The organism is Achromobacter sp. NFACC18-2, assembly GCF_900108985.1.
Taxonomy (GTDB): Bacteria; Pseudomonadota; Gammaproteobacteria; order Burkholderiales; family Burkholderiaceae_B; genus Achromobacter.
On record NZ_FNYM01000003.1, the window covers coordinates 28,982 to 53,326 of the forward strand.

General features: G+C 67.7%; 24 protein-coding genes and 2 tRNA genes. 15 read left to right on the forward strand and 11 right to left on the reverse strand.

Annotated features, from left to right (window positions below):
• Positions 1 to 29: 29 nt before the first annotated feature.
• The 3 genes from BMW75_RS05025 to BMW75_RS05035 all read right to left on the reverse strand — a co-directional run bounded on the left by BMW75_RS05025 (position 30) and on the right by BMW75_RS05035 (position 2,715).
• On the reverse strand, positions 30 to 248 hold the full coding sequence (locus tag BMW75_RS05025; protein WP_092577479.1) for a hypothetical protein: 219 nt from the start codon (positions 246 to 248) through the stop codon (positions 30 to 32).
• A 3-nt stretch (positions 249 to 251) separates the two neighbouring features.
• Positions 252 to 1,100 carry a tyrosine-type recombinase/integrase gene (locus BMW75_RS05030; protein ID WP_254791942.1) on the reverse strand — a complete coding sequence of 283 codons (849 nt, stop codon included), beginning with the start codon at positions 1,098 to 1,100 and terminating at the stop codon, positions 252 to 254.
• A gap of 691 nt (positions 1,101 to 1,791) precedes the next feature.
• Positions 1,792 to 2,715, reverse strand: coding sequence for a carbon-nitrogen hydrolase family protein (locus tag BMW75_RS05035; RefSeq protein WP_092577486.1), 924 nt, complete (start codon positions 2,713 to 2,715; stop codon positions 1,792 to 1,794).
• A gap of 84 nt (positions 2,716 to 2,799) precedes the next feature.
• On the opposite strand from BMW75_RS05035, the gene BMW75_RS05040 reads away from it, so the two are divergent.
• Positions 2,800 to 3,729 carry a LysR family transcriptional regulator gene (locus BMW75_RS05040; RefSeq protein WP_092577489.1) on the forward strand — a complete coding sequence of 310 codons (930 nt, stop codon included), beginning with the start codon at positions 2,800 to 2,802 and terminating at the stop codon, positions 3,727 to 3,729.
• A gap of 30 nt (positions 3,730 to 3,759) precedes the next feature.
• Here BMW75_RS05040 and BMW75_RS05045 read toward each other — a convergent pair whose 3' ends face one another.
• Positions 3,760 to 5,295, reverse strand: a complete 1,536-nt coding sequence (locus tag BMW75_RS05045; protein ID WP_092577493.1) for a tetratricopeptide repeat protein — start codon at positions 5,293 to 5,295, stop codon at positions 3,760 to 3,762.
• A gap of 25 nt (positions 5,296 to 5,320) precedes the next feature.
• Positions 5,321 to 6,382, reverse strand: coding sequence for an RDD family protein (locus BMW75_RS05050; RefSeq protein WP_092577497.1), 1,062 nt, complete (start codon positions 6,380 to 6,382; stop codon positions 5,321 to 5,323).
• 171 nt (positions 6,383 to 6,553) lie between these two features.
• Between BMW75_RS05050 and BMW75_RS05055 the strand changes: the two genes are divergently transcribed.
• The 4 genes from BMW75_RS05055 (at position 6,554) to BMW75_RS05070 (ending at position 10,840) form a co-directional block, all read left to right on the forward strand.
• Complete coding sequence (locus BMW75_RS05055) at positions 6,554 to 7,477, forward strand: LysR family transcriptional regulator (RefSeq protein ID WP_092577499.1); 924 nt, start codon at positions 6,554 to 6,556, stop codon at positions 7,475 to 7,477.
• A gap of 176 nt (positions 7,478 to 7,653) precedes the next feature.
• Positions 7,654 to 8,862, forward strand: coding sequence for a CaiB/BaiF CoA transferase family protein (locus BMW75_RS05060; RefSeq protein ID WP_092577502.1), 1,209 nt, complete (start codon positions 7,654 to 7,656; stop codon positions 8,860 to 8,862).
• Between the two features lie 75 nt (positions 8,863 to 8,937).
• Positions 8,938 to 9,897 (forward strand): Bug family tripartite tricarboxylate transporter substrate binding protein, encoded by a 960-nt coding sequence (locus tag BMW75_RS05065; protein WP_092577504.1) that lies wholly within the window; start codon positions 8,938 to 8,940, stop codon positions 9,895 to 9,897.
• Between the two features lie 25 nt (positions 9,898 to 9,922).
• Positions 9,923 to 10,840: a hydroxymethylglutaryl-CoA lyase gene (locus tag BMW75_RS05070; RefSeq protein WP_092577507.1), complete on the forward strand. Its 918-nt coding sequence runs from the start codon at positions 9,923 to 9,925 to the stop codon at positions 10,838 to 10,840.
• 2 nt (positions 10,841 to 10,842) lie between these two features.
• Here the strand turns inward: BMW75_RS05070 and BMW75_RS05075 are convergent, their stop codons facing one another.
• Positions 10,843 to 11,280 (reverse strand): universal stress protein, encoded by a 438-nt coding sequence (locus BMW75_RS05075; RefSeq protein ID WP_076521963.1) that lies wholly within the window; start codon positions 11,278 to 11,280, stop codon positions 10,843 to 10,845.
• Positions 11,281 to 11,343: 63 nt separating this feature from the next.
• A tRNA-Ser gene (locus BMW75_RS05080) sits at positions 11,344 to 11,431 on the reverse strand.
• A 109-nt stretch (positions 11,432 to 11,540) separates the two neighbouring features.
• Here BMW75_RS05080 and BMW75_RS05085 point away from each other — a divergent pair.
• The 10 genes from BMW75_RS05085 (at position 11,541) to BMW75_RS05130 (ending at position 21,244) form a co-directional block, all read left to right on the forward strand.
• Positions 11,541 to 12,518 carry an NAD(P)H-quinone oxidoreductase gene (locus tag BMW75_RS05085; RefSeq protein WP_092577510.1) on the forward strand — a complete coding sequence of 326 codons (978 nt, stop codon included), beginning with the start codon at positions 11,541 to 11,543 and terminating at the stop codon, positions 12,516 to 12,518.
• Between the two features lie 205 nt (positions 12,519 to 12,723).
• Complete coding sequence (gene tpiA / locus BMW75_RS05090) at positions 12,724 to 13,470, forward strand: triose-phosphate isomerase (RefSeq protein ID WP_076519227.1); 747 nt, start codon at positions 12,724 to 12,726, stop codon at positions 13,468 to 13,470.
• Positions 13,471 to 13,491: 21 nt separating this feature from the next.
• Positions 13,492 to 13,986 carry a preprotein translocase subunit SecG gene (gene secG, locus BMW75_RS05095; protein ID WP_092577513.1) on the forward strand — a complete coding sequence of 165 codons (495 nt, stop codon included), beginning with the start codon at positions 13,492 to 13,494 and terminating at the stop codon, positions 13,984 to 13,986.
• 77 nt (positions 13,987 to 14,063) lie between these two features.
• Positions 14,064 to 15,005, forward strand: a complete 942-nt coding sequence (locus BMW75_RS05100; protein WP_092577515.1) for a LysR substrate-binding domain-containing protein — start codon at positions 14,064 to 14,066, stop codon at positions 15,003 to 15,005.
• Between the two features lie 83 nt (positions 15,006 to 15,088).
• The gene (locus BMW75_RS05105) at positions 15,089 to 16,486 is read left to right on the forward strand and encodes a 2-oxoadipate dioxygenase/decarboxylase HglS (RefSeq protein WP_092577518.1); all 1,398 of its coding nucleotides are present in this window, start codon (positions 15,089 to 15,091) and stop codon (positions 16,484 to 16,486) included.
• Positions 16,483 to 17,676, forward strand: a complete 1,194-nt coding sequence (locus tag BMW75_RS05110; protein ID WP_092577520.1) for an alpha-hydroxy acid oxidase — start codon at positions 16,483 to 16,485, stop codon at positions 17,674 to 17,676. Before BMW75_RS05105 ends, BMW75_RS05110 begins: the two co-directional genes overlap by 4 nt.
• 84 nt (positions 17,677 to 17,760) lie before the next feature.
• The gene (locus BMW75_RS05115; RefSeq protein ID WP_092577524.1) at positions 17,761 to 18,750 is read left to right on the forward strand and encodes a Bug family tripartite tricarboxylate transporter substrate binding protein; all 990 of its coding nucleotides are present in this window, start codon (positions 17,761 to 17,763) and stop codon (positions 18,748 to 18,750) included.
• Between the two features lie 141 nt (positions 18,751 to 18,891).
• Positions 18,892 to 18,976: transfer RNA gene (locus tag BMW75_RS05120), tRNA-Leu, on the forward strand.
• Positions 18,977 to 19,345: 369 nt separating this feature from the next.
• A complete protein-coding gene (locus BMW75_RS05125; RefSeq protein ID WP_076519233.1) occupies positions 19,346 to 20,491 on the forward strand; it encodes a glycosyltransferase family 4 protein in 1,146 nt (381 codons plus the stop codon).
• Between the two features lie 9 nt (positions 20,492 to 20,500).
• Positions 20,501 to 21,244 carry a YrbL family protein gene (locus BMW75_RS05130; protein WP_175493104.1) on the forward strand — a complete coding sequence of 248 codons (744 nt, stop codon included), beginning with the start codon at positions 20,501 to 20,503 and terminating at the stop codon, positions 21,242 to 21,244.
• 177 nt (positions 21,245 to 21,421) lie between these two features.
• On the opposite strand, the gene BMW75_RS05135 is transcribed toward BMW75_RS05130, so the two are convergent.
• From BMW75_RS05135 to BMW75_RS05150, 4 genes are all read right to left on the reverse strand, one after another.
• Entirely contained in the window at positions 21,422 to 22,054 is a 633-nt protein-coding gene (locus tag BMW75_RS05135) for a helix-turn-helix domain-containing protein (RefSeq protein WP_092577530.1), read from the reverse strand.
• A 41-nt stretch (positions 22,055 to 22,095) separates the two neighbouring features.
• Positions 22,096 to 22,497, reverse strand: a complete 402-nt coding sequence (locus BMW75_RS05140; RefSeq protein ID WP_076519236.1) for a RidA family protein — start codon at positions 22,495 to 22,497, stop codon at positions 22,096 to 22,098.
• Between the two features lie 29 nt (positions 22,498 to 22,526).
• Positions 22,527 to 23,663: an NAD(P)/FAD-dependent oxidoreductase gene (locus tag BMW75_RS05145; protein WP_092577534.1), complete on the reverse strand. Its 1,137-nt coding sequence runs from the start codon at positions 23,661 to 23,663 to the stop codon at positions 22,527 to 22,529.
• A 154-nt stretch (positions 23,664 to 23,817) separates the two neighbouring features.
• On the reverse strand, positions 23,818 to 24,309 hold the full coding sequence (locus BMW75_RS05150) for a MarR family winged helix-turn-helix transcriptional regulator (RefSeq protein WP_092577536.1): 492 nt from the start codon (positions 24,307 to 24,309) through the stop codon (positions 23,818 to 23,820).
• Positions 24,310 to 24,345: the final 36 nt, after the last annotated feature.

The window sequence follows — 24,345 nt, forward strand, 5'->3', positions numbered from 1 at the left end:
CAGTCGGTGGTGGATGCCTGGGCCAAGCCCTAGACCTTCTCTGCCCGCGCCGCCAGCCAAAACCAACTGCTGAACTTGCCGCGCTTGGCCTTCTGCTTGCGGAAGGTAACGCGCACGGCGCCGAGGTGGCCGGCCTCTATCACCACGTCGTAATCCCGATCCTCGGCGGTGGCTGCCGGCGGCAGCGTCTGGGATGCCTGGGCGATGAATGGGCCGGGGACCTGGGCTAGGATTCCGTTGTCGGTCATGGTTCAGTCCAGCTTGTTCGCTATCTCGGTGGCGCTTTCGCGGTAGTAAATCATGAGCGACCGAGGATCACGGTGCCCGACCATGCGGGCCAATTCCAGCAGATCCAGCTTCTTGGCCAGGCGCGTGATCGCCGTTGCGCGCGCGTCATGGAACGTCGGGCCATCGACCTGCGCCAGCGTCTTGCCCTGCCGAAAGTAGGCATCCCGCAAGCCGGCGTTCACCGTGAAGACCTTGTCTTCGTGGATCCCCTTCATTGCTTCCAGCAGTTCGGCGGCCCGCCGCGACAAGGGCACGTCCCGCGCATCGCCGTTCTTGGACTTGGGCAGGTGCAGCATGCGCCGCTCAAGGTGCACGTGCTTCCATTCCAGGGTCAGGATTTCCCCCGACCGCATGGCGGTTTCCAGCGCCAGCAGGAATGCAACGGCGGTCTGCTCGCGCTTGTCCTTTGGCGTACCGCCGGCGTAACCCAGGGCTTCAACGATCTTGGCGGCCTGGCCTTCCTTGAAGATCACCTTGCGCGCTGGGTTGTCCTGGGGCTTGACCACATCGGGCCATGGGTCGTGATCCACATACCGCCACTCGCCCAGCTTGGCCCGAGTCCATATCGCGCGCAGCAGGCCGATTTCGCGCAGCACCGTGGCGCCCTGCACCTTGGCCATCCGGCGGTCGCGCCAGGCGGCCAGCTCGCCCGGGCCGATATCCTGCATGACCAGCTTGGCCAACGGGTCCGACTGCATGGCGGCGATGCGCGCCTTCTCCCAACGCTCCCCCGCCTTTTCTGGGCTGACCTCGTCGGCGTACCTCTGCATGACGTCGCCCAGCGTCCAGCGCTGAACCTTACCGGCGCGCACGCTCGCTAACTCAAGCTCTCGCCGGGTGGCCCAGTCCGTGGCCTCTCGCTTGGTGGAAAAGGTGGCGCTTTCACGGTGACCATTGCGGGCGACTTCAGCCCGCCATGAATCCCCGCGCTTTCTGTATGAGGGCATTGGCGTAATCTCTGGCGTACGTTTGGCGTACGAGATTAGCAAAAACAGTGATGGAGTGTGATGCGCGGTGATGTTTCGGGTTCCTTTCGGCACCCGTAATCACCTATGAAGATGGCGTTGCGTGGCGTAATGTGGCGCGGTGTGTCGCTGTGGGGTGGTGCCCGAGACCGGAATCGAACCGGTACGGCCGCGAGGCCGAGGGATTTTCTTACCACTTCGGCTTTCGCCGCCAGCAAGGGCTTGCTGTTCGTGGTCTGGAGCACGCCTTCACCATAGCCTGTCGGCCTTAGGTGCCCGCCGTCTGCTCTCTACACCTTCCCCGGTTGCGGAACCGGGGCTTGGCTCGGCGTTAGCGCGGAACGGGTCCAGGGCCTTCGCCGAGTTTGACGGGCTTCACCTTTGGAGTTTCCTCCGAAGGGCTCAAATTAGTTCAAGTCCCTTGTGTCTACCAATTTCACCACTCGGGCGTTGCGCGGCCCGTGGCGGGTCGGCAGCGGGCGAGACTATACCATCTTGCCCGCAGGGATTTTGACGGGCAACGCCAAAGCGAGGGTAATCACGAAATGAATCGCACGGGCGGGCGGGGGCGTTCGTCCACGGTCAGCGAGAAGATGTCGGGGCGGGAATAGTGGCCCACCACGTCGAAATCGTAGCGGGCGCGCACAAGGTCCGCCGTGTCGATCCGGGCGGTCAAGAGGCCCGTGCCGCCGCGCAGCGGACCGGCCAGCACGTCGCCGAGCGGCCCGACGATGACCGAGCCGCCGTTGATCAGCGGACGTCCGGCGTCCCAGCCGGGCACGTCCACGCCCAGGTCGGCGGGCGAGGGCTGCACCTGGCAGGCGCTGACGACGAAGCAGCGGCCTTCGTGGGCGATGTGGCGCATCGAGCATTGCCAGATGTCGCGTTCGTCGACCGTGGGCGCGCACCAGATCTCGACGCCCTTGGCGTACATGGCGGTGCGCAGCAGCGGCATGTGGTTCTCCCAGCAGATGGCGCCGCCGATCCGGCCCGCCGCGGCGTCGATGACGGGCAGGGTCGAGCCGTCGCCCTGGCCCCAGATCAGGCGTTCGGTGCCGGTCGGCATGAGCTTGCGATGCCGGGCGGCCAGGCCGATGCCGGGTTCGAAGAACAGGGCGGTGCAGTAGAGCGTGTTGCCGCCGCGCTCGATTACGCCCACCACCAGGCTGGCGCCCGTGCGCTGGGACAGGCCGGCGAGCGCCTCGGTCTCGGGGCCGGGCACGTCGATCGCGTTGTCGTAGTAGCGCGCAAACGCCTCGCGTCCTTCGGGGAGCCGGTAGCCCAGACGGGTGCCGAAGATCTCGCCCTTGGGGTAGCCGCCCAGCAGCGCCTCCGGCATGACCACCAGCGAGGCGCCCGAGGTGGCGATGTCGGATTCGAACGCAAGGATCTGTTCCAGGGTGCGGGCCTTGCCCTCGGGGGCGGAGCCGATCTGCAGGGCGGCGACGGTGGTGGCGGTCATGGCGATTCCTAGGCGGAAGTGGGCGGAAGCAGGTAGTGTCTGGCCCGTCCTAAAATCAATCAATCCCGCCTAAAGATAAATGATATGAACCAGATCGATATCGAGTCGGCCGACCTGAACCTGCTCAAGGTCTTCGAGGCCATCTATGACGAGGGGGGCGCGGGCCGGGCCGCCCTGCGGCTGGGCGTGACGCAATCGGCCGTGAGTGCGGCGCTGGGACGGTTGCGCGCGCTGTATGGGGACGCGCTGTTCACGCGCACGGGGCGGGGCCTGACGCCCAGCCTGCGCGCCCGCGAACTGCGGCCGATCATCGGCGAGGCGCTGGACAAGTTCCGGCAGAGCCTGTCGCTGGTGCGCCCCGGCGCGCAAGGCTATGAGGGGCGGTCGGTGACGCTGGGCCTGTCGGACGATTTCGAGATCGCGCTGGGGCGCGAGGTGATCCACGCGTTGGCGGACGGCGCGCCCGGCCTGCGCATCATTTTCCGTCAGACGCACAGCCGGCTGGCGGCCGAGATGCTGATGGCGCGCGAAGTGGATCTGGTGATCGCATCGGGCGGCCTGACCGCGCCGGCGCTGCAGCACGTGACCGTGGGGCAGGGCGGCTATGCCTGCCTGCTGGATCCGGCCACGCTGGCTCCGGGCCAGTCGAGCCTGACGGTCGAGGAGTTCACGCGCCGCCAGCATGTGCTGGTGTCTTCGGGCGGCTTTATCGGGGTGGTGGACGAAGTGCTGCACGGCCTGGGCCTGACGCGCCGGGTGCAGGCGTCGACCACGCATTTCTCCGCGCTGGCTTTCCTGCTGCGCGGCGGCGAGTCGCTGGCGACGCTGCCGACGCATGCGGCGCGCGGCCTGGCCGAGGCGTCGGGCCTGCGGCTGCTGCCGTGCCCGGTCGCGATGCCCGGCTATGCGATCGAAATGGGCTGGCGCGGCGATGCCCTGCGCGATCCGGCGGTGGCGGCCGTCAGGCGTACCCTGCTGGGCTTGCTGAACAGTTTTGACTGGGCGGCCGCCTAGGAATAGGTCGCCGCGATTTGCGCGCTGCGCTTATTTGCGGCCGAACAGGCGGCCCAGGAGTCCGCGCGGAGCGGCCGCGGCGGCTTCGGCAGCCAGCGCATGCTTGAGGGACAGCTCCTGGAAGTGGGGCTTGCCGTTCTGCTGGTAAGAGGCCGATGCCTGACGGAAGGCCATGGCCGACTCGGCATGGCGCTTCATGTGGCCGTAGGTTTCGCCGCGCGAGAACAGGGCCCAGCTGCGGAAACCCGGATCCAGCGCGATGAGACGGTCGCAGGCGGAGAGCGCCTCATCGTACCGGGCCGCGGCGACAAGCGCGTTGATGCGGTCGGCATGCAGCGCCCCGTTATCCGGCCAGCGCTCCATGGCCCGGTCGGCATCGGCGACGGCTTCGGCTGCGCGGCCCAGGCCGGTCAGCGCCTCGATGCGGGCGCGGCGCCATTTCAGCCAGTCCGGATCCAGCGAGATCGCGACTTCCGACAAGGGCAGGGCTTCGTCGTAGCGTTCCAGCCGGTTCAGCATGTCGGCGGCGTTGCCGGGCAGGAAGTCGTTGCCGGGTGCAAGCGCATAGCCGCATTGGTAGTAGGCCAGCGCCTCTTCCCAGCAGCGCTGGTCGCGCTGGGCATTGCCGGCCACGAACAGCAGTTCGGAGTCGCCGCTGGTCAGCGGGTCCAGTCCCTGCAGGACCTGTTCCGCCAGTTCGGGATCGCCGCTGCGCACATATTCCCGGGCCTGTTCGCGGCGGCCGTCCCAGCCGCTGTCCGACAGCGCGTCCAGATGCCGCCATAGCGGCGCCGCCTCGTCTGCCCGCCCCAGCCGATGCAGGGAACGCGCCTTGCCTTCCAACGGCCAGTCCCAGTCGGGTTCGCGGCGCAGCAGGCTGGTCCATTCTTCGACCGCGTCTTCGTGGCGTTCCAGCGCCTGCAGGCAGGAAGCCCGATTGTGCTGAATGGCGTTTTGTTCGCCCAGGATGGCGCGAGCGCGGTCGAACATCGCGATGGCGTTGTTCAGGTCGCCCAGGCGGCGGTAGTTGTTTCCGGCGTCGTACAGGAAGTTGCCGTTGTTGGGCGCCAGCGCCACGGCGCGCTGATGGTAGGGCAGGGCCTCCCGGTAGCGGCCGGCGTTATGCAGGTTCGATCCGATATAGCAGTGCGGCGCCGCGGCAGAGGGCCGCACTTGCGAGGCGGCGGTCCAACTGGCGATGGCGTCGTCAAGCCGGCGGTCGTTGATCAGCAGGTAGCCTTCAGTCATCAGCAGCCCGAAGTGCGACGGCGCGCGTTGCCGGGCGTCGCGCAGGATGCGCCAGGCTTGCTCGCGCTCTCCCGCGTCGTAGAGCGCGGTGGCGCGCACGCGGATGGCATCGCTACATTGCGGATCCAGCGCCAGCGCGCGGTTCAGGTCCGCATCGCGTTGCGCGTGCGCGCGGCGCTTGTCGTGATAACGGGCGCGCAACGCCCACATGACCGCCGAAGCGGGCTGTTCGCGCAGCCCCTGTTCGCAGAGGGCCAGCATCTGCGCGTCGTCGTGGCCGTCATCGGCACGGTGTATGGAGTCGATCAGGCTGGACATGCGGTTCCGTATTCAGGGGGTCGGGTCAACGCGCCAGGGCGCCGGCTTCGTGACGGCAGCTGTAGGGGCGGTCTGCGCGGGGGATGTCGTCGCTGCCGCACTGCCAGCGCCGTATGCCGCCGCCCTTTTTTTCGGAGCGCAGTTCGGGCAGGTAGACCAGGTGTTTGCCGCCCAGCGTGGGCGCGTCCGCCGTGCCGGGCTCACCGGCGATGGTGAAGCGCAGCACGCCGTTGACCGGGTTCATGTCCAGCTTGCTGAAGCCGCTGGCTTGCAGCGAAGCCTGCGTCACGCCGAGGGCGGCCATGTCGGGCGCGAACGTCCGCGTGCGCTGGTAGTGGCTTTCCGCCAGCCTGCGAACGGGATCCGACACCCGATCCAGATGGATGACCTCGGATCGCAGGGGATTGTCGCCCTCGTCCTTGTCCAGTCCGACCACGCCGATGACCACGCCGGCCAGGACCAGGGCCGCGACGCCGAACACAATGAACAGGAATTTGCCGGCGCCCGTGACGGTGCGGGCCTGGGCCAGCGCGGGCAGCACGGCGCGGGGATCGGCCTGGCTGGATATCACATGCGTGCCCGCCAAGGCGTTGTGCATGGCGCGTTCGCCAAAAATGGTCTGCTGCAGGTGGTGGAAGATGCCCGGCAGCGCCACGTTCAGCGTGAATTTCAGGTTATGCCGCCAGATCGCGCGCAACAGCCCGGGAGCGCTGCCCTTGCGGGTGACGACCCGCAGCTTCAGCAGCCGCTTGCCGGGCGAACCATTGCCCCAGGCGTCCATGAAGGCGGGCAGCAGCCAGCCCAGCAGCCCCGCTGCCGCCATCAGCACCCATGGCTGGTTTTCGCCCGTCAGGCCTTGATAGGTATATGAGGCCGCCAGGCACAGGACGGCGATCGCCGCCAGCATGAAGAGGGCGTCGATCGCCGTGGCGCCAAGCCGCGGCCAGATGCCGGGAAACACCGGGGCATTGCCGGCCCCGGCACGCTGGGCCGGCGGCGCGGCGGATTTGACCGGCAGGGGGCTATTGCAGCTGAAGCACACCGTGTGGGCGGCCGGATTCTGCCAATTGCAGCGGGGGCATTGCATGGAGCGTGTGGCGCGGATATCGGGGCCGGGGCGGCGGGACTGCGGATGATACGCGCGTCTACCGGTTCCGGCGAATGGCGACCGGCCTGGATCGCCCGGAAGCCGAAAGCCGGCTGCGGCCGGGAAAACCCCGATCCCGGCCGGGGTGGCCCAGGGACGACACTTTGCGCCATGAAGCCGACCCCGCCCGCCCCGCCCATCCGAGATATCGATCCCGTTTCATTGCGCCTCTTCCTGGCCGCGCTGGAAGAAGGGAGCCTGGCGCGCGCCGCCGCGCGCGAGAACATCGTGCCGTCCGCCGTCAGCAAGCGCATGTCGGAAATGGAGGACGCGTTCGGCGTGCCGCTGCTGGAGCGCGGCGTCAAGGGCGTGCAGCCGACCCCGGCCGGCGACGCGCTGGCCGCGCACGTGCGCCGCGTGCTGGAGGACATGGACCGCATGCGCCGCGACATGGCGGGATTTGCGACCGGCGTGCGCGGGCATATCCGGCTGGCGGTGAGCTTTGCCGCCCTGTCGGGCGATCTGCCGGCGCAGATCCAGTCGTTCCGGCGCGCGTATCCGCAGATCGATATTTCGCTGGAAGAAGACACCACGCAGACGGCGTTTCGCGCCGTGCTGGACGGGCAGGCGGACGTGGCGGCGGGTTCCGATTTCGGCCACGAGGGGCTGCAGGTGTTTCCTTTTGGCCGCTGCGAACTGGCGGCGGTGGTGCCGGGCCAGCACCTGCTGGCGGACCGCGAGGCGCTGGACTACGCGCAGTTGCTGCCGTTCGAGCAGATCGAGCTGAACCGCGACAATGGCATCAGCAGCGTGTTCGAGCAGGCGGCGCGGGACGCGGGCATGACGCGCCGCATCAGCGCGCGCGTCAGTTCGCACGAAACCATCTGCCTGCTGGTGGCGCGCGGCATGGGCGTTGCCGTCGTGCCGCATTACCTGAAGCCGCGGCTGGCGCATCTGGACATCCGCTTCATTGCGCTGAAGGGGCCGTGGTCCAGCACGCCGCTCTGTATTGCAGTGCGGGATCCGGACGCACTATCGCCGGCCGCGCGGGCGCTGCTGGCGCACCTGGGCGTGCTGCCTGCCGCGTCGGCCTGAACCGCGTCCCGGCTCAGGGCTAACCCGGACGTTCCGAAACGAGAATGCCCCCGTGCTGAAAGACCGCTACCCGACACGGCCGCAGGCGCCGGATCATGGGCGCATGCCGGCGGCGGCGAGCGAGCTTTCCCTGCCGCCGCGTCTCCGTCGAACTGGCAGGCAAGAGGACACCGCAGATGACAGCAGCACCGGCTTCACCCTTCATGGACAGCACCGAACTGCCCCTGCGCGGCATCAAGGTCCTGGAACTGTCCCACATGATCATGGGGCCGGCCGCCGGCCTGTCGCTGGCGGACCTGGGCGCCGAGGTGATCAAGGTCGAACCCATCGACGGCGACCGCACGCGGCGGCTGAAGGGGTCCGGCAGCGGCTATTTTCCGGTCTTCAACCGCAACAAGCAGAGCCTGGCGATCGACCTCAAGTCGCCGGCGGGGCAGGAGGTCGTGCGCAAGCTGGCGCTCCAGAGCGACATGATCGTGGAGAACTTCCGCGACGGGAGCCTGGCGCAGTACGGGCTGGACTACGAATCCCTGTCGGCCGGAAATCCGCGGCTGATCTATGTGTCGCTCAAGGGGTTTCTCTCCGGTCCCTACAAGCACCGCACGGCGCTGGACGAGGTGGTGCAGATGATGGGCGGGCTGGCCTATATCAATGGCGGCGCGGACACGCCCCAGCGGGTGGCGGCCTCCGTCAATGACATCCTGGGCGGCACGTTCGGGGTGGTGGGCGCGCTGGCCGCGCTGCATGACCGCCATGCGACGGGCCGGGGGCGCCATGTGCGATCCGGCCTCTTCGAAAACAACCTGCTGCTGGTGGCGCAGTTCATCGCGCAATTCCAGTTGACGGGCGCCGCGCCCCGGCCCATGGGGGCGGAACGCAAACCGCCATGGGGCGTGTACGACGTTTTCGAGACCGCCGACGGCCGCGTGTTCGTCGCCGTGGTGGGCGATGCGCAATGGCGCAGCTTCGCGCAGAAATTCCTGCCGCCCGAATGGTCCGCGGACCCGCGCCTGGCCACCGCCGTCGACCGCGAGGCCGCCCGGTCGTGGCTGGTGCCGGGCGTGGGCGAAATCCTGAAGACCTGGAAAACCGACGAGCTGTGCGCCGCGCTCGAGGCCGCCAATCTGTCGTATGGCCCGATCCGCCAGCCGCACGACCTGCTGGACGACGCCCACCTGAAAGCGGGCGGCGCGCTGCTGCCGACCCGGCTGCCGGATGGCGGCGAGATCTCGGCCGCCGCGCTGCCCATCGAGTTCGATGGCCGCAAGGCGGGCAAGCGGTCCGATCCGCCCGGCCAAGGCGCCCAGACCCACGCCATTCTGCAGGGGCTGGGCCTGGATGCCGCGCGCATCGACGCCTTGCGCGCCGCGGGAGTGATCGCATGAACACCGGGCATTAGCGCTTTACCCCTGTCGAGGCGGCGCCAGACCGCCAAGACGTCCATCGAAGAGGAGACACCCATGATCCGCAAACTCGTTGCGCTGGCCGCGCTGGCGGTCGCATGCGCCGCCCATGCACAGGATTACCCCAGCAAGCCCATCCGCATCATCATTCCGTCCACGCCGGGCGGTGGCACGGATTACATCGGGCGGCTGATGAGCACCAAGCTGCACGAACTGAACGGCTGGGCCGTGGTGCCGGAGAACAAGCCCGGCGCCGGCACCGCGCTGGGCCTGGCCGAGGCGGCGCGTGCGCCCGCGCAGGGCTATGACCTGGTGATCGGCCAGTCCGACAACGTCACGCTGATTCCGCTGCTGATGAAAGTGGCCTACGACCCGGTCAAGGACCTGACGCCGGTGGCGCTGGTGGCGACCACGCCGATGGTGCTGCTGGTGGCCGAGGGCTCGCCCTACAAGACGCTGCCCGAGGTGATCGAGGCGGCCAGGAAGGCGCCCAACACGATCTCGTACGGGACGTCCGGCACGGGCGGCGGCGTGCACATCGCCATGGAAATGCTGCAGCACGCGGCCGGCTTCAAGATGCAGCACGTGCCTTACAAGGGGTCCGCTCCGGCACTGGCCGACCTGATGGGCGGCCATCTGCAGTTCGCGGGCTCGTCGATCTCGTCGGCGGCCACGCTCATCAAATCCGGCAAGGTGCGCGCGCTGGCGGTGACCTCGCCCAAGCGCAACCCCGCCTTGCCCGACGTGCCCACGGTGGCGGAGCTTGGCTACAAGGATTTCAGCGTGGTGACCTACTACGGCGTGCTGGCCCCGGCCAAGACGCCCGATGCCATCGTCTCGCGGCTGAACAGCGATTTCAACAAGCTGCTGGCGCGCCAGGATGTGAAGGAGGCGCTGGCGTCCCAGGGGCTGGAGACCGACCCGGTGTCCAGCGCGCAGTTCGCCGCGCTGATCCAGTCGGACATCGGCAAGGCGCGGCAGACCATCAAGAGCGCGGGCATCGTCATCCAGCAATAGGCCCGCACGGACGACAGGACAGCACATGAACCAGGAAGTCAGGCTTTGCGAAGTGGGGCCGCGCGACGGGCTGCAGATGGCCAAGGGCATGATGTCGCGCGCCGACAAGTTGCGCTGGATCCGGCAACTGGCCGACGCCGGCCTGCGCGAGATCGAGGTGGGCAGCTTCGTGTCGCCGCGGCTGGTGCCGCAGATGGCGGACACGGGCGACATCCTGCCCGAGGTCCTGAAGATCGACGGGCTGACCGTCTGCGCGCTGGCCTGCAACCTGAAGGGCGCCATCGCCGCCTACGAGGCGGGCGCGCACGTGCTGGCGTTTCCAGTGTCGGTCAGCGACACCCACAGCCGCGCCAACGTCGGCAAGGGCACCGACGCGCAGATCGCGATGCTGGAATCGATCGTGGACTGGGTCCGTGCGCAGGCGCGACCCATGCGCATCGACGCCGCCGTCGCGACGGCGTTCGGATGTTCGCTGGAAGGGCAGGTGCCGGTGCGGCGCGTGGCCGAGGTCGCCGCGGCGGCGGCGCGCGCGGGCGCCGACGAAATCGCGCTGGCCGATACCGTGGGCTACGCGCATCCGGGGCGGGTGCGCGAGGCGGTGCGCGCCACCCAGGACGCGGTGGGCGCCGCGCTCACCAAGCTGCACCTGCACGACACGATGGGGCTGGGCCTGGCCAACGCCTTGGCCGGGCTGGACGAAGGCATCCGCGCCTTCGATGCGTGCCTGGGCGGCCTGGGCGGTTGCCCGTTCGCGCCGGGCGCCTCGGGCAACATCGTCACCGAGGACCTGGTGTTCATGCTGGAAAGCATGGGCTACCGGACCGGAATAGACCTGTCCCGGCTGCTTGCCGCGCGGCCGCTGCTGGCGGGCGCGTTGCCGCAGGAAACCCTGCGCGGCGGCGTGGCCGCCGCCGGCATCCCAGGGACCTACTCAGGCGGATAGGATCAGCGGTACACCAGCACCGGCAAGGTGCTGTGCGCCAGCACCTTCTGCGTCTGGCTGCCCAGCAGGAAGGCCGCCACCCCGCCACGCCCGTGCGACGACATGGCGATCAGGTCGCAACCGCGCGTCATCGCCACGTCGACGATCACCTGGTGAGGCGAATCGCTCTCGCGCATTTCGGTGGCGCAGGCCACGCCCGCCGCGCTGGCCTTGCCGGCGGCTTCGGACAGGTAGGAGCTGGCCAGTTCGCGCGCCTGGTCTTCGTAGACTTTGCGCATGCCTTCGAGGTGGACGGTCTCGATGGAGGGCATCTGCAAGGCGCTGTAGACCGTCAGCACCGTGACGCTGGCGCCCAGTTCGCGGGCGAGCGCAAGGCCTTGCTCCAGGCCGGAGTTGGCCAGGCTGGATCCGTCGATGGGGATGAGTATGTGCTTGAACATGGCAACCTCCAGGGTGGAATCTGCGTCCATGGTACGCCCGCTGGGGACGGTTGCCTTTGATTTTGGCGGAAGCGGTGAGATTCGAACTCACGAACGGTTGCCCGTTGCCGGTTTTCAAGACCGGTGCAATCGACCACTCTGCCACGCTTCCGGGGTTTGCCGCGATATTGCGGCCGCCAGGCAAACATTCTGCCCGAACGAAAACGCGATATGCCGCAAAGGGCGCAATAATAATCCATTTGCTGCAAAGGAGGCACGCGATGCACGCTGTTGAAATCACCCGCCCCGGCGGCCCCGAAGTCCTCGTCCCCGTGGAGCGTCCCACGCCCGAGGCAGGCGCGGGGGAAGTTCTGATCAAAGTGACCGCCGCGGGCATCAACCGCCCCGACGTGTTCCAGCGCAAGGGCAACTATGCGCCCCCCCGCGGCGCTTCCGACCTGCCGGGCCTGGAAGTGGCCGGCGAGATCGTGGGCGGCGATGTGGCCGGCAGCGGCTTTGCCGTGGGCGACAAGGTGTGCGCCCTGGTCGCGGGCGGCGGCTACGCCGAATACTGCGTCGCGCCGGTGGCGCAATGCCTGCCCATCCCCAAGGGCTTGTCCGACATCGAGGCCGCCGGCCTGCCGGAAACCTATTTCACGGTCTGGAGCAACGTGTTCGACCGCGGCCGTCTGTCCGAGGGCGAAGCCCTGCTGGTGCACGGCGGCGCCAGCGGCATCGGCACCACGGCGATCCAGCTCGCCCGCGCGATGGGCCACAAGGTCTATGTCACGGTCGGCAGCGACGACCGCGCGCGTGCCGTCGAAGCGCTGGGCGCCGACAAGGGCATCAATTACAAGACGCAGGATTTCGTGAAGGAAGTCCTGGACGCCACCGGCGGACGCGGCGTGGACGTGATCCTGGACATGGTGGCCGGCGACTACATCGCCCGCGACATGCAGTGCCTGGCTGACGACGGCCGCATCGTCATCATCGCCCAGCTCGGCGGTTCGCATGCCAACGTGGACACGGCCCAGGTCATGCGCCGCCGCCTGACGATCACCGGCTCCACCTTGCGTCCCCGTCCGGTGGCGTTCAAGGGCGCCATTGCCCGCGCGCTGCGCGAGCACGCCTGGCCCCTTCTGGAAAAGGGGGCCATCAAGCCGATCGTCCACGCCACCTTCCCGCTGGCCGAGGCCGCCAAGGCCCACGCCATGATGGAAGGCGGGGAAAACATCGGCAAAATCATCCTGACTATGTAAGAAACGCGCGGCGTTCGGCGTATCGCCGCGCAACAGGATACAATCTCGGGTTTCGCCTGGAATTTTTTCCAGGCAGGCCCGTGGGCGGTTGCTGCACCAGGCCCCTCTTTCAGGTCCTCCAGGCCCGGTTCGGCGTGGGGCGTCTTGCCAGGGGCAACCCGAATCCGGCTCACCACCTCAGACCCAATCGTCAGACAAATTCGCCATGACTTCAGTCGAAAACCGCGCCCGCCTCGTGCTGGGCAACTGGAAGATGCACGGCAACCTGGCCGAGAATGCCGCGTTGCTGACCGAGCTTCGTGCCGCGGATGCTGCGGGCCACTGCGAAATCGGCATTTGCGTGCCGTTTCCCTACCTGGCGCAGGCCGCCTCGGCCCTGACCGGCAGCAGCGTGTCCTGGGGCGCGCAAGACGTCAGCGCGCACGACAAGGGCGCCTATACGGGTGAAGTCTCCGCATCGATGCTGAAGGAATTCGGCTGCCGCTGGGCGCTGGCCGGCCACTCCGAGCGCCGCGTGCTGCACGGCGAAACCGACGAGATCGTCGCCGCCAAGGCCCAGGCCGCGCTGGCCGCCGGGCTGACTCCCGTGGTGTGCGTGGGCGAATCCCTGGCCGACCGCGAAGCCGGCAACACGCTGGCCGTCATCGAGCGTCAGCTCAAGCCCGTGCTGGCCCTGGGCGCCGACGCCGTCTCCCGCATGGTCCTGGCCTACGAGCCCGTCTGGGCCATCGGCACCGGCCGCACGGCCACGCCCGAGCAGGCGCAGGAAGTCCACGGCGCCATCCGCGCCGCGCTGCGCGCCCTGGGCGCCGCCCAGGTGCAAGTGTTGTACGGCGGCAGCGTCAAGGCCGCCAACGCCTCCAGTTTGTTCGCCATGACTGATATCGACGGAGCCCTGGTCGGCGGCGCGTCGCTCGTGGCTGAAGAGTTTTTGCGAATTGCCGCCATCTAAGTTTCCGTTCCGGAGTCTGTAATGCCCCTGATGCTCAAAATCCTGCTGGCCGTCCAAGTGATCTCGGCGCTGGCTATCATCGTCCTGGTCCTGCTTCAGCAGGGCAAAGGCGCCGACATGGGCTCCGCTTTCGGTAGCGGCTCGTCGGGCAGCCTGTTCGGCGCCACCGGCGCGGCGAACTTCCTGTCGCGCGCGACCAAGTGGTCCGCCGTCGTGTTCTTCGCGTCCACCGCCGGCCTGGCCTATGTCAGCCACAAGGGCAGCAGCGGCCCCGCCGTGGACTCCGGCGTGATGCAGAGCTTCCCGGCCGACCGTTCGGTGCCGCAGGCGCCGGGTTCGGTGCCTGCCGCCCCGGGCGCCTCGTCGGTGCCGGGCGCTTCGTCGGTTCCCGGCGCAGCCCCCGCTCCCGCCGCCAAGCCCGACGCCTCGGTGCCCTCCGCGCCGGCTGCTCCGGCCGCGCCGGCCGCGCCCGCTGCCGAGAAGCCGGCGGAAACGCCCGCCGCGCCGGCAAAGTAAGGTGGCAGGACAAGAAAGCCGGCGCATGCCGGCTTTTTTTTCGCTTGCAGCAATGACGTGATCCGCGCGGAGGCCCCATGGAAAAGCGATTGATGCCGTCGATGATGGCGCTCCAGTGTTTCGAGGCGGTGGCGCGGCACATGAGCGTCACGCGCGCCGCCGAAGAACTCCACATGACGCAGAGCGCGATCAGCAAGCAGATCGCGCAGCTGGAGGCGCTGCTGCGCAACCCGCTGTTCCTGCGCGTGCGCCGCCGGCTGCAACTGACCCCCGCGGGCGCGCTCTACCAGTCCGAGGTCAGGGCGATCCTGAACCAGGTGGACATGTCCTCGCGCTACATCCTCACCTACGGCAGCGAGACGCAGGTGCTGACCATCGGCACCCAGCCCACGTTCGGCGCGCGCTGGCTGATTCCGCGCCTGCAGCGCTTCATGGCGGCGCATCCGGACATCCAGGTGAAGGTGCGCAGCGAAACCCGGCCGTTCGACCTGATGCAGGCCAAGATCGACATTTCGTTCTTCTTCGGCCATGGCACGCTGCCCGGCGCGCAATGCCTGGAGTTGTTCGAGGCCGACGTCGTGCCGGTGTGCGCGCCCGGATTCCTGCGTGGCGACAAGGTCGCCAGCCTGGAAGAATTGGGCGCCCAGACGCTGATCCAGTGCGCGTCGCGCCCGGAGGCCTGGCACGATTATTTCTCCCACCAGCAATTCCAGTCCGACCGCAGCTACCACGGCCCGCGCTTCGATACCTTCTACATGTGCGTGCGCGCGGCCGAGGGCGGCTGCGGCATCGCGCTGACGCCGCGCCTCTTGGCCGAAGAAGAGCTGCAGGCCGGCAAGCTGGTCATTCCCTGGGGCTATGTGCAGCCCAGCGGCGGCGCGTATTTCGTGGCGTATTCCGAACACTCCGCGGAGGTGCCGAAGATCAAGCAATTCGTGGCGTGGGTGCAAGACCAGGCGCGCCAGCAGGACGGCCGCGGCGGGCCGCGCGGGCGGTCCATGAAAAAACGGACTGACTAGGCCGAATTTTTTCATTTGATCGCGCCCCGCCGGGCGTGATTTCATGCGGGCCATCCTTTGTTCACCGATGTGCCGAGCCCGCCATGAGTCAGAATTTCGTCAATCCCGATCAGATCCGCGCCTGGTTTTCCCGCGCCATGTCCGACATGTACAAGCAGGAAGTCCCGCTGTACGACACGCTGCTGGACCTGGTCGCCCAGGTCAACGCGAAGACGATGGCCGAGCAGCCGGAACTCGCCGCGCAACTGGCGCGCACGGGCGAGATCGAGCGCCTGGACATCGAGCGCCATGGCGCGATCCGTGTCGGCACGCCACAGGAATTGGCCAACCTGCGCCGCGTGTTCGCCGTGATGGGCATGCAGCCGGTCGGCTACTACGACCTGTCGCCCGCCGGGGTGCCGGTGCATTCGACCGCCTTTCGCGCCACGCACGAAGCCGCGCTGCAGGCCAGCCCGTTCCGCGTCTTCACCTCGCTGCTGCGCCTGGAACTGATCGACGATGTGGCCCTGCGCGAGAAGGCCGCGCGCATCCTGGCGGCGCGCCGGATCTTCACCGAGCGCGTGCTGGCGCTGACCGCGCGTTTCGAGACGCAAGGCGGACTGGACGAGTCCGATGCCCGGGAATTCGTCGCTGAGGCCCTGCACACCTTCCGCTGGCACAGCGAGGCCACCGTCAGCCTGGACGACTACCGCGAACTGCACGGCCAGCATCGCCTGATCGCCGACGTGGTGGCGTTCAAGGGTCCGCACATCAACCACCTGACGCCCCGCACATTGGACATCGATGAAGCGCAGGCCGAGATGCCGCGGCGCGGCGTGTCGGCCAAGGCCGTCATCGAAGGCCCGCCGCCGCGCAAGTGCCCGATCCTGCTGCGCCAGACCAGCTTCAAGGCGCTGGAGGAGCCCGTGCGCTTTGCCGGTCCGGACGGCGCCAGCTCCGTGGGCAGCCATACGGCCCGTTTCGGCGAGATCGAGCAGCGCGGCGTGGCGCTGACCCGCAAGGGCCGCGCCCTGTACGACCAACTGCTGGATCTGGCGCGCAGCCGCATCAGCGGCGCGCCCAATGAAGGCAACGCGGCTGCCTACATGCAGAACCTTCAGGACTGTTTTGCGGCCTTTCCGGACGACTACGCGCAACTGCATGACCAGGGGCTGGCGTACTTCCGCTATTTCCTGACCGGCAAGCAAGGCGCCCCGGAAACATCGACGCTGCCGGCCCTGATCGAGCAGGGCTACATCCAGTTCGAACCGCTGGTGTACGAAGACTTCCTGCCGGTCAGCGCGGCCGGCATCTTCCAGTCGAACCTGGGCGACAAGGCGCAGGCCGAGTACGCGCAGAACGCCAGCCAGGTCGCGTTTGAAGCGGCGCTGGGCGCCCCGGTGATGGACGAGCTGGCGCTGTACGACGACACCCAGGCGCGCTCGCTGGCGGGCTGCCTGCAGGCGCTGGGCGTGCAAACCGGTGCGCCGGTGGCCGCATGAGCCGGCTGGACCGCTGCCTGTCGGTGGGCGACTTCGAACGCGAGGCGCGGCGCATCATGCCGCGCTGCGTCGAAGGCTACATCTGCGGCGGCACGGAGGACGGCGCCTCGCTCGCGGAAAGCGTCCGCGCCCCGCGCGACATCGGCTTCCGGCCGCGCGGACTGCGCGTGGTGGAACAGCGCAGCAGCCAGGTCAACCTGTTCGGCGAGGACTACGCCATGCCCGTCGGTTTCGCGCCGACCGGCTTTTCGGCCATCGTCATGCACGAATGCGATCTGGCCCTGGCGCGCGTCGCCCAGGAAGCCCGGATTCCGTTCATCATCAGCGGCGCCTCCAGCGTGCCGCTTGAACGCCTGCAGCAGGCCACCGGCAACCGTTGCTGGTACCAGGCCTACCTGCCGGGCAACATCGAGCGCATCGGCAAGCTGCTGGACCGGCTGCGCCAGGCGAGCATCCCGGTGCTGGTCGTCACCATCGACACCTGCGTGGGCGCCAATCGCGAGAACCTGCAGCGTCTGGCGTTCACCGTCCCGTTCAAGATGAGCGCAAGCGTCGTGCTGGACGGCATGCGGCATCCGCGCTGGACCCTGAACGTCTTCATGCGAACCCTGCTGGGCAGCGGCGTGCCCCGGTTCTCCAACCTGTACGAAGAGATCGGCCCGCCCATCACGCAGGATCCGCCCAACGGATTCCGGGGCGAGCGCGACAAGCTCTCGTGGGACCACATCCGCTGGATCCGCCAGAACTGGTCCGGCAAGCTGGTGCTCAAAGGCGTCATGCATCCCGACGACGCGCGGCAGGCCTGCGCCGCGGGCGTCGACGGCGTGATCGTGTCGAATCACGGCGGGCGCCAGCTCGACGGCTGCATCTCGCCCTTGCAGGCGCTGCACGACGTCGTGCAGGCGGTGCCGGCTGGTTTTCCCGTGATGGTCGACGGGGGCTTCCGGCGCGGCGCCGACGTGCTCAAAGCCGTGGCCCTGGGCGCGCGCCTCGTATTTACCGGCAGGCCGCAGCTCTTCGGCGCGGCCGTGGCCGGGGCGGCGGGCATTCGCAAGGTCGCGCGGATTTTCCACAGCGAGATCTCCACCAATATGGCGCTGCTCGGCTGCGCCACGCTGGGCGAGGTCACGCCGGACCTGATCGCGCCGGTGCGCCCGAGCGGCCCCTGGCACCCGCCGGCCCCTGCCTGAACCCAGCCGGCCCAGCCGGCACCCACAACAAAAAAAGCGGCGCGCACGACCCGTCGCGCCCCACCGTTCTCAAAAGGAGGAAACATGAGAAAAATCCATTCCAGGCTCGCCGGCATTGCGGCGGCGCTTGCCTGCGTCGTCACCGGGCCCGTCCAGGCCCAGGCGGACGCCTATCCCACCAAGCCGGTTCGGCTGGTCGTGGGCTACGCGCCGGGCGGCACGACCGACATCAGCGCCCGCATGATCGCGGAAGTGCTGGGCAAGGAGTTCGGGCAGACCTTCGTGGTGGAGAACAAGCCCGGCGCCAACAGCAACATCGGCGCCGAATCCGTCACCCGCTCGCCCGCCGACGGCTACACGTTTTTCGTGGGATCGATCTCCACGGCGATCAACCAGTCCTTGTATTCCAAGATGTCCTACGACGCGCTCAAGGACCTGGACGCCGTCGCGCTCCTGAACGTCGTGCCCAACATCCTGGCGGTCAACGCGAACGTGCCGGTCAAGACCGTGCAGGAATACATCGACTACGCCAAAAAGAACCCGGGCAAGCTGACCTGCGCCTCGCCTGGCAACGGCTCGTCCGCCCACCTGGGCTGCGAGCTCTTCAAGATGAAGACCGGCATCGACCTTCTGCACGTGCCGTACCGCGGCAGCGGTCCCGCCGTGGCCGACCTGCTGGGCGGGCAGGTGGACTCCATCTTCGACAACCTGCCGCCGCTCCTGCCGCATGTGCGCGCGGGCAAGCTGACCGGCCTGGCCGTCACCACCGGCAGCCGCGTGCCGTTCGCGCCCGACATCCCGACCATCGCCGAATCCGGCGTGCCGGGCTTCGACGTCGCCGCCTGGTTTGGCCTCTTCGCGCCGGCTGGCACCCCGCCCGAAATCGTCCAGAAGGTCAACGCCGCCATCAACAAGGCACTGACCTCGGACTCGGCCCTGGCCGCCAGCTACCAGACCAACGGCTTCCTGCTCCCGCCGCCGCCCAATACCCCGCAGGCCTTCAAGGCCTTCATGGAAAGCGAGACCCGCAAATGGGGCGAGGTCGTCAAGGCGACCAACCTGCAGATCAACTGATCCCGCAGGCGGTCCGCAACGGCGCCGGGACAGGGCCGGCGCGGACCCGTCACGGATAAAGCGGGACGGCTTTCCCGCTTTCAAATTTACGTGATAGAATGCTCGACTTTCCAGCAAGGTACGCCTTGCCGTGATGGTCAAGCCGACGTGGTGAAATTGGTAGACACGCTATCTTGAGGGGGTAGTGGCGAAAGCTGTGCGAGTTCGAGTCTCGCCGTCGGCACCAAGAATTTGTCCAGGTTGTCACTGGGCGCAAAGAACCCGCATCTCTCCTATGAGGATGCGGGTTTTTTGTTGTAGGTTCCTGGGTTGCCTCTTGCTGGGTCCCCGCCCGGCGCTGGAAAACACATTTCCACAATCCGGAATAAAGACGCGCGACGACGCCAATCCCGTGAAAATACGGGGAATTCAGGGGAAACCCCATCCTCTTGCGCTGCAATGCTTGCTTGTGCGGGCGAACTCCCGCGAATACCATGTGCCCACCGAGCTAACAAGAAAATATTGCAGTCTTTCGTCTTTCCTCCTTCGTCTTACCTCTTTCGTCTTTCGTTCGAGTCCTTTCGTTCGAGTCGAGAGGCTGCCTCTCCCTCTCCTAATGTCTTCCGATACATCAAGACCTTTGCGCATCGCGCACGCTGAAGCGGCTTTGGGCTATGCCGGGCAGGAACGCCGAATCCTCAAGGAAATGCAGGCGATGCGCGAACGCGGGCATCATGTGGAACTGATCTGCCGGCCGGAGGCGAAACTCGTCCAGGCCGCGGCGGATGCCGGCATTACGGTCCACACGCTGCGCATGGGGGGATTGGTGAATCTGCTCCGGGGCGCACCCAAGGTTGCCCGCATCCTGCGCAAGGGGCGTTTCGATGTGCTCAACACCCACAGCCGCATCGACACCTTGCTGGCGGGCCTGGGGGCGCGCATGGCCGGCACGCCGCTGATCGTGCGGACGCGGCACCTGACCAATCGGGTGAATTCGATGCTGGCCTATACCTGGGTGCCGCATCGCATCACCACCGTCAGCAATCACGTCAGGGAATACCTGATCGAGCGGGGCGTGCCTGCGGATCGCGTGGAAACCGTCTATTCCCCCATCAACTTGCCGCCGCCCGGCATCACGTCCGGCCTGCGCGAGGAACTCAAGCTGCCGGCCGATGCCATCGTGGTCTGCTGTGTGGCCATTCTCCGGGCGACAAAGGGGCATCGCGAGCTTATCGAAGCGCTGCGGCCCCTGATGGCGCAGCGGCCTCAGGTGCACCTGGTGCTGGTCGGCAACGGCGCGCCGTTGTTCGAACAGCTGCAGGCGCTGATCGCCGAGATCGGCCTGGCCGACCGCATCCACATGCTGGGATTCCGCCACGACGTGCCCAGCATCCTGGCCGGCAGCGACATCTTTGCGCTGGCGACGCAGAAAGAGGCCTCGGGCACCGTCTACGTCGAGGCCTCGGCCGCGGGGCTGCCCGTCGTCGGGGTGGACGTGGGGGGCGTCAGTGAGATGGTGAACGACGGAGAGACGGGAATCCTGGTGCCGGCCGGCGATATCGCGAAACTCCGTGCGGCGCTGGCCAGCCTGATCGATGACGAGGCGCTGCGCGCGCGCATGGGGGAGGCCGGCAGGCGCATGGTGTACGGCGAGGGCAAGTTCTCGCTGGCCGGGCTGGCCAAGCGCACGGAACAGGTCTACCAGACATGGCTCGCGCAACGCGGGGCCTGCGGGCCGGCCGCGGTGCAGCAGTCGGGTTGAACGCTTGCCATGCTAAATGTATCTGTCCGGCAGCGCATCACCCAAGCGGCCGCTCCCTATAGCGGCCTGGAGGTCATGCCTCGGCTGGCGCTTGCGTCTCCCGGATCATTCAGCCCGTTCGAGGTCCTGGACCTGAGGCAGCTGACTGTCGCCGCGGCCGGCAGCGAGCGCGATGTGTATCTGCACCCCGCCGACGACGCCCTGCTCATCAAGACCATCAATCGCGCGCGCAGCAGCGAGCTGCGTCGTAAGCGCCCCTGGCACAAGCGTTTCCAGCGCGAGGACGCGCATCGCGTTTTCATCGCGGAAACCGTCGAATACATCGCCACCACGGCGCAGCAGGGGGCCCACATGGGCAACATGCTGATGGCGCGCATCTTTGGCCTGGTCCTGACGTCCAAGGGCCTGGGCCTGGTCGTGGAACGGATCGTCGACGCGCACGGAAACCTTGCCCCCACGCTCAAGGAAGTGGTGGCGCGTCAGGGATACAGCCCGCAACTGCGTTATCTCGTCCATGAATTCTTCATGGCGTTGATCGATGCGCACGTGATCTTCAACGACGTCAGCGCGAGCAACATCGTCCTGGGATTCAACGCCAACGGGCGGGAAGGGCTGTACCTGGTGGACGGATACGGGTCCAAGCAATTGTTTCCGCTGTATTCGTGGAGCAAGGCGCTGAACGGCCGCCGCATCCTGCGCAAGTACGACACGATGACCAAGAAACTCATGGCGGCGGGGAAGAACCGGCGCTAAGGGCCCGGCCCCACGGCGTGCGTCGGCGGCGCCCAGCCAGCCGAAGGCGCCCGATCGCGCGAACGTGTTCCTGAACAACTGATCCGCACGGCCGCCGCGCCGGGAATCAGACGGCAGAAACGAGAAACGGGCCCGACCAGGGCCCGTTTCCGTGTTCGGGATGCAACGTCCCGGCCCTCATCCGCCCTTCAGCCTGTCCGCCACGTCCTCCGCCTCGCTGCAAACCGCCAGCACCTCCGCGGGCTTTTTGCTCACCGACAGGTACACGTGCCCGATGCTGCTGTCGAAATACGCGGACTCCAGCCGGTTGAGCACGACGCTGTCGCCGTTCTCGAACTGGATCCGGACCTTGCCCGACAGGACCACGACGAATTCCTGGCCCGGGTGGCGGATATAGTCTTCGAACTCGACGACCTTGCGCGAGTCGATCACCGCGACCATGGGCAGCATCTTCTTGCCGGGGTATTCGCCCATCAGCAGGCGGTAGTGGTAGTTCTCGGTGATGTAGTCGCGGGCGTCGCTGAGCTTGTTCTTGACGTAGGTGGGCGCGACGGCGGCCTGGGCCGCGTCGCGCAGCATGAACAGGCGCGTCATGTCGATGTCGAGCGCGCGGGCCAGGGCGGCGAATTTTTCGTAGCTGAGGGCGATCTGGCCGAGTTCGGCCTTCGATAGCGTCGATACCGCGATGCCGCTGGCCTTGGACAGCGCCTGCAGGGTCATTTTCCTGGCCTTGCGCTCGGCGCGCAGGCGGGCGCCCATTTCTTCCTTGCCCACGATTTCAGGCGGGGATGTGTTGCCGGTTGGGGCCATGTTGCGGGCTGGCGGTGTCATGCTATCGATCGGCGACGGCTTCAGGCGGCGGCCGCGGGGCCCTTGGCCGGGGCATCGCCCAGCCACGCCTGCACTTCGATTTCCACGTCCACGTCCATGGCCAGCTTGGCCTCGACGGTGGAGCGCGAGGGGAAATCCGAGGAAAAATGGCTGCGATAGGCGTCGTTGAACTGCGCGAAAAGCGCCAGGTCCGACAGCCACACCGTCACGCGCACCACATCCTTGAGGCTGGCGCCGGCCACCGCCAGCGTTTCCTTGATGCGCTCGATGGCGGCGTGCGTTTGGGCGGTGATGTCGCCGCGCACGACCTGGCCGGCTGCGTCCATCGGGATCTGGCCGGACAGGAACAGGAAGCCGCCCGCCTGGGTGGCGCGCGAGAAGGGCAGGGGCAGGGTGCTGGGGTAACGGGTGATGGCGGTCATGTCGGGATCTCGGTCGGTGGAAAGCAGGGTCAGCGCAGGCGCTCGGGGCGCATCGCGTCGGCGTCGACGCCATGGGCCTGCAGGGGGTCGGGGATGGGCTGGCGCGTCAGGACCGCCGCGGCCAGCTCGGAGGCGGCCGCGGCGGTCTGGATGCCGTAGCCGCCTTGCGCCGCCAGCCAGAAGAAGGCGGGCGTGTCCGCGTCCCAGCCGATCACGAAATCGCCGTCGCGCACGAACGAGCGCAGGCCGGCCCAGGTGTGTTTCGGGCGCCGGATCGTCAGCGTGGTGGCGGTCTCGATGCGGTAGATGCCGGTGGCCACGTCCAGCTCCTCGGGGACGACGTCGTGCGCGTCGACCGGGTCGGCATTGGCGGGAGACCCCAGCAACTGGCCGGCGTCGGGCTTGAAGTAGTAGCTCTCGTCCACGCCGACGACGGCGGGCCAGTGGGAGAAGTCGACGCCCTCGGGGCCGCTGAAGGTGAAGGCGGTGCGGCGGCAGGGCTGCAGGCCAATGGGCGCCGCGCCGCACACCGTGGCGGCGTGGTCCGCCCACGCGCCCGCGGCGTTGACCACGGCGCGCGCCCGCAGGCTGCGGCCATCGGCCAGGGTCAGCGTCCATACGCCGTCGGCGTACGCCGCCGCCACGAGTTCGGCGTTGTTGTGCAGCACGGCGCCCTGGCGGCTCATGCCGCGCAGGAAGCCCTGGTGCAGGGCGTGCACGTCAATGTCGCGGGCATCTGGCTCCTCGATCGCGCCGCAGAGCTGGTCTTCGCGCAGGCAGGGCACGCGCGCCAGGGCCTGCGCGGCGTCGATCAGGGTCACGTTGGGGGACTGGCGGTGCAGGTCGTCGAACACCTCCCGCAGCAGATCCTTCTGCTCCGGCGTGGCGATGTACAGCACGCCGCGCGGGGCCAGCAGCGGGTGCTCGCAGAAGCCTTCCGGGGGATGCTCGTAGAAGTCGCGGCTGGCGCGCGTGAGCGCCTTGATCTGCGTCGTGCCGTAGGTCTCCATGAACATGGCGGCGGAACGGCCGGTGGAGTGATACCCGGGTTGGGATTCACGCTCCAGCACCGCCACGGAGGCCGTGGCGCTCAGGCGGTAGGCCACGGAGGCGCCGGCGATGCCGGCGCCGACCACGGCAAAATCGTATAGGGTGTCAGCAGTCATTGTGTCGGAAGCGAGAATTCTCGTATTGGATAATTCTCGTATTAGATAATTCTCTTATTTGATAATTCTCGAATACGATAGTTTTTCGGCGCGACGGGAGTAATAGGGGAATGCCCTGATAGGGCGCGCGGGGCCACCGGAGAACGCGCGGCCGCTAGCCCAGCTTGCCCAGCAGTGCGATCAGCCTGCGGCGTTCGGCCGCGCCCAGCTTGGCGCTGATGCGCGCGTCGTGCGCCTGGACGGCGCGGGTGATGGCGGCCAGCGCTTCGTGGCCGGCCCGGGTCATGGCCAGGGAGTAGGCCCGCCGGTCGCGTTCGGCCTCCTGGCGTTCGACGTAGCCCAGTTCCTGCAACTGATTGACGATCTGCACCGCGCCCGAGCGCGCGATGCCCAGGATGCGGGCCAGGTCGGTGAGCTTGAGATGCTGGTTGGCGGCGATCAGCGTGAGCGCCGAGTAGCGCTGCGGCGTGATGTCCCACGGCGCCAGCGCCGCGAGAAAGTCTTCGTAGATCAGGATCTGCGCGCGGCGGATGGCGTAGCCGACCAGATCGTCCAGCGCCCCGTACTGGATGCCGGGAACGTGCGGATCGAAGTGTTCGCCGCGGGCGGCAGGGCGGCGAGGGTGTTGGACGGAAGCTCTGGACATTGGGGGCGGATGGCGGCTCGGGGGCCTCAACACTAA

What these genes read in the sequence shown, in the direction of transcription:
- BMW75_RS05025 (WP_092577479.1), bottom strand. Translation starts at nt 248, where the DNA reads ATGACCGACAACGGAATCCTAGCCCAGGTCCCCGGCCCATTCATCGCC.
- BMW75_RS05035 (WP_092577486.1), bottom strand. Translation starts at nt 2,715, where the DNA reads ATGACCGCCACCACCGTCGCCGCCCTGCAGATCGGCTCCGCCCCCGAG.
- BMW75_RS05040 (WP_092577489.1), top strand. Translation starts at nt 2,800, where the DNA reads ATGAACCAGATCGATATCGAGTCGGCCGACCTGAACCTGCTCAAGGTC.
- BMW75_RS05045 (WP_092577493.1), bottom strand. Translation starts at nt 5,295, where the DNA reads ATGTCCAGCCTGATCGACTCCATACACCGTGCCGATGACGGCCACGAC.
- BMW75_RS05050 (WP_092577497.1), bottom strand. Translation starts at nt 6,382, where the DNA reads ATGCAATGCCCCCGCTGCAATTGGCAGAATCCGGCCGCCCACACGGTG.
- BMW75_RS05055 (WP_092577499.1), top strand. Translation starts at nt 6,554, where the DNA reads ATGAAGCCGACCCCGCCCGCCCCGCCCATCCGAGATATCGATCCCGTT.
- BMW75_RS05060 (WP_092577502.1), top strand. Translation starts at nt 7,654, where the DNA reads ATGACAGCAGCACCGGCTTCACCCTTCATGGACAGCACCGAACTGCCC.
- BMW75_RS05065 (WP_092577504.1), top strand. Translation starts at nt 8,938, where the DNA reads ATGATCCGCAAACTCGTTGCGCTGGCCGCGCTGGCGGTCGCATGCGCC.
- BMW75_RS05070 (WP_092577507.1), top strand. Translation starts at nt 9,923, where the DNA reads ATGAACCAGGAAGTCAGGCTTTGCGAAGTGGGGCCGCGCGACGGGCTG.
- BMW75_RS05075 (WP_076521963.1), bottom strand. Translation starts at nt 11,280, where the DNA reads ATGTTCAAGCACATACTCATCCCCATCGACGGATCCAGCCTGGCCAAC.
- BMW75_RS05085 (WP_092577510.1), top strand. Translation starts at nt 11,541, where the DNA reads ATGCACGCTGTTGAAATCACCCGCCCCGGCGGCCCCGAAGTCCTCGTC.
- tpiA (WP_076519227.1), top strand. Translation starts at nt 12,724, where the DNA reads ATGACTTCAGTCGAAAACCGCGCCCGCCTCGTGCTGGGCAACTGGAAG.
- secG (WP_092577513.1), top strand. Translation starts at nt 13,492, where the DNA reads ATGCCCCTGATGCTCAAAATCCTGCTGGCCGTCCAAGTGATCTCGGCG.
- BMW75_RS05100 (WP_092577515.1), top strand. Translation starts at nt 14,064, where the DNA reads ATGGAAAAGCGATTGATGCCGTCGATGATGGCGCTCCAGTGTTTCGAG.
- BMW75_RS05105 (WP_092577518.1), top strand. Translation starts at nt 15,089, where the DNA reads ATGAGTCAGAATTTCGTCAATCCCGATCAGATCCGCGCCTGGTTTTCC.
- BMW75_RS05110 (WP_092577520.1), top strand. Translation starts at nt 16,483, where the DNA reads ATGAGCCGGCTGGACCGCTGCCTGTCGGTGGGCGACTTCGAACGCGAG.
- BMW75_RS05115 (WP_092577524.1), top strand. Translation starts at nt 17,761, where the DNA reads ATGAGAAAAATCCATTCCAGGCTCGCCGGCATTGCGGCGGCGCTTGCC.
- BMW75_RS05125 (WP_076519233.1), top strand. Translation starts at nt 19,346, where the DNA reads ATGTCTTCCGATACATCAAGACCTTTGCGCATCGCGCACGCTGAAGCG.
- BMW75_RS05130 (WP_175493104.1), top strand. Translation starts at nt 20,501, where the DNA reads ATGCTAAATGTATCTGTCCGGCAGCGCATCACCCAAGCGGCCGCTCCC.
- BMW75_RS05135 (WP_092577530.1), bottom strand. Translation starts at nt 22,054, where the DNA reads ATGGCCCCAACCGGCAACACATCCCCGCCTGAAATCGTGGGCAAGGAA.
- BMW75_RS05140 (WP_076519236.1), bottom strand. Translation starts at nt 22,497, where the DNA reads ATGACCGCCATCACCCGTTACCCCAGCACCCTGCCCCTGCCCTTCTCG.
- BMW75_RS05145 (WP_092577534.1), bottom strand. Translation starts at nt 23,663, where the DNA reads ATGACTGCTGACACCCTATACGATTTTGCCGTGGTCGGCGCCGGCATC.
- BMW75_RS05150 (WP_092577536.1), bottom strand. Translation starts at nt 24,309, where the DNA reads ATGTCCAGAGCTTCCGTCCAACACCCTCGCCGCCCTGCCGCCCGCGGC.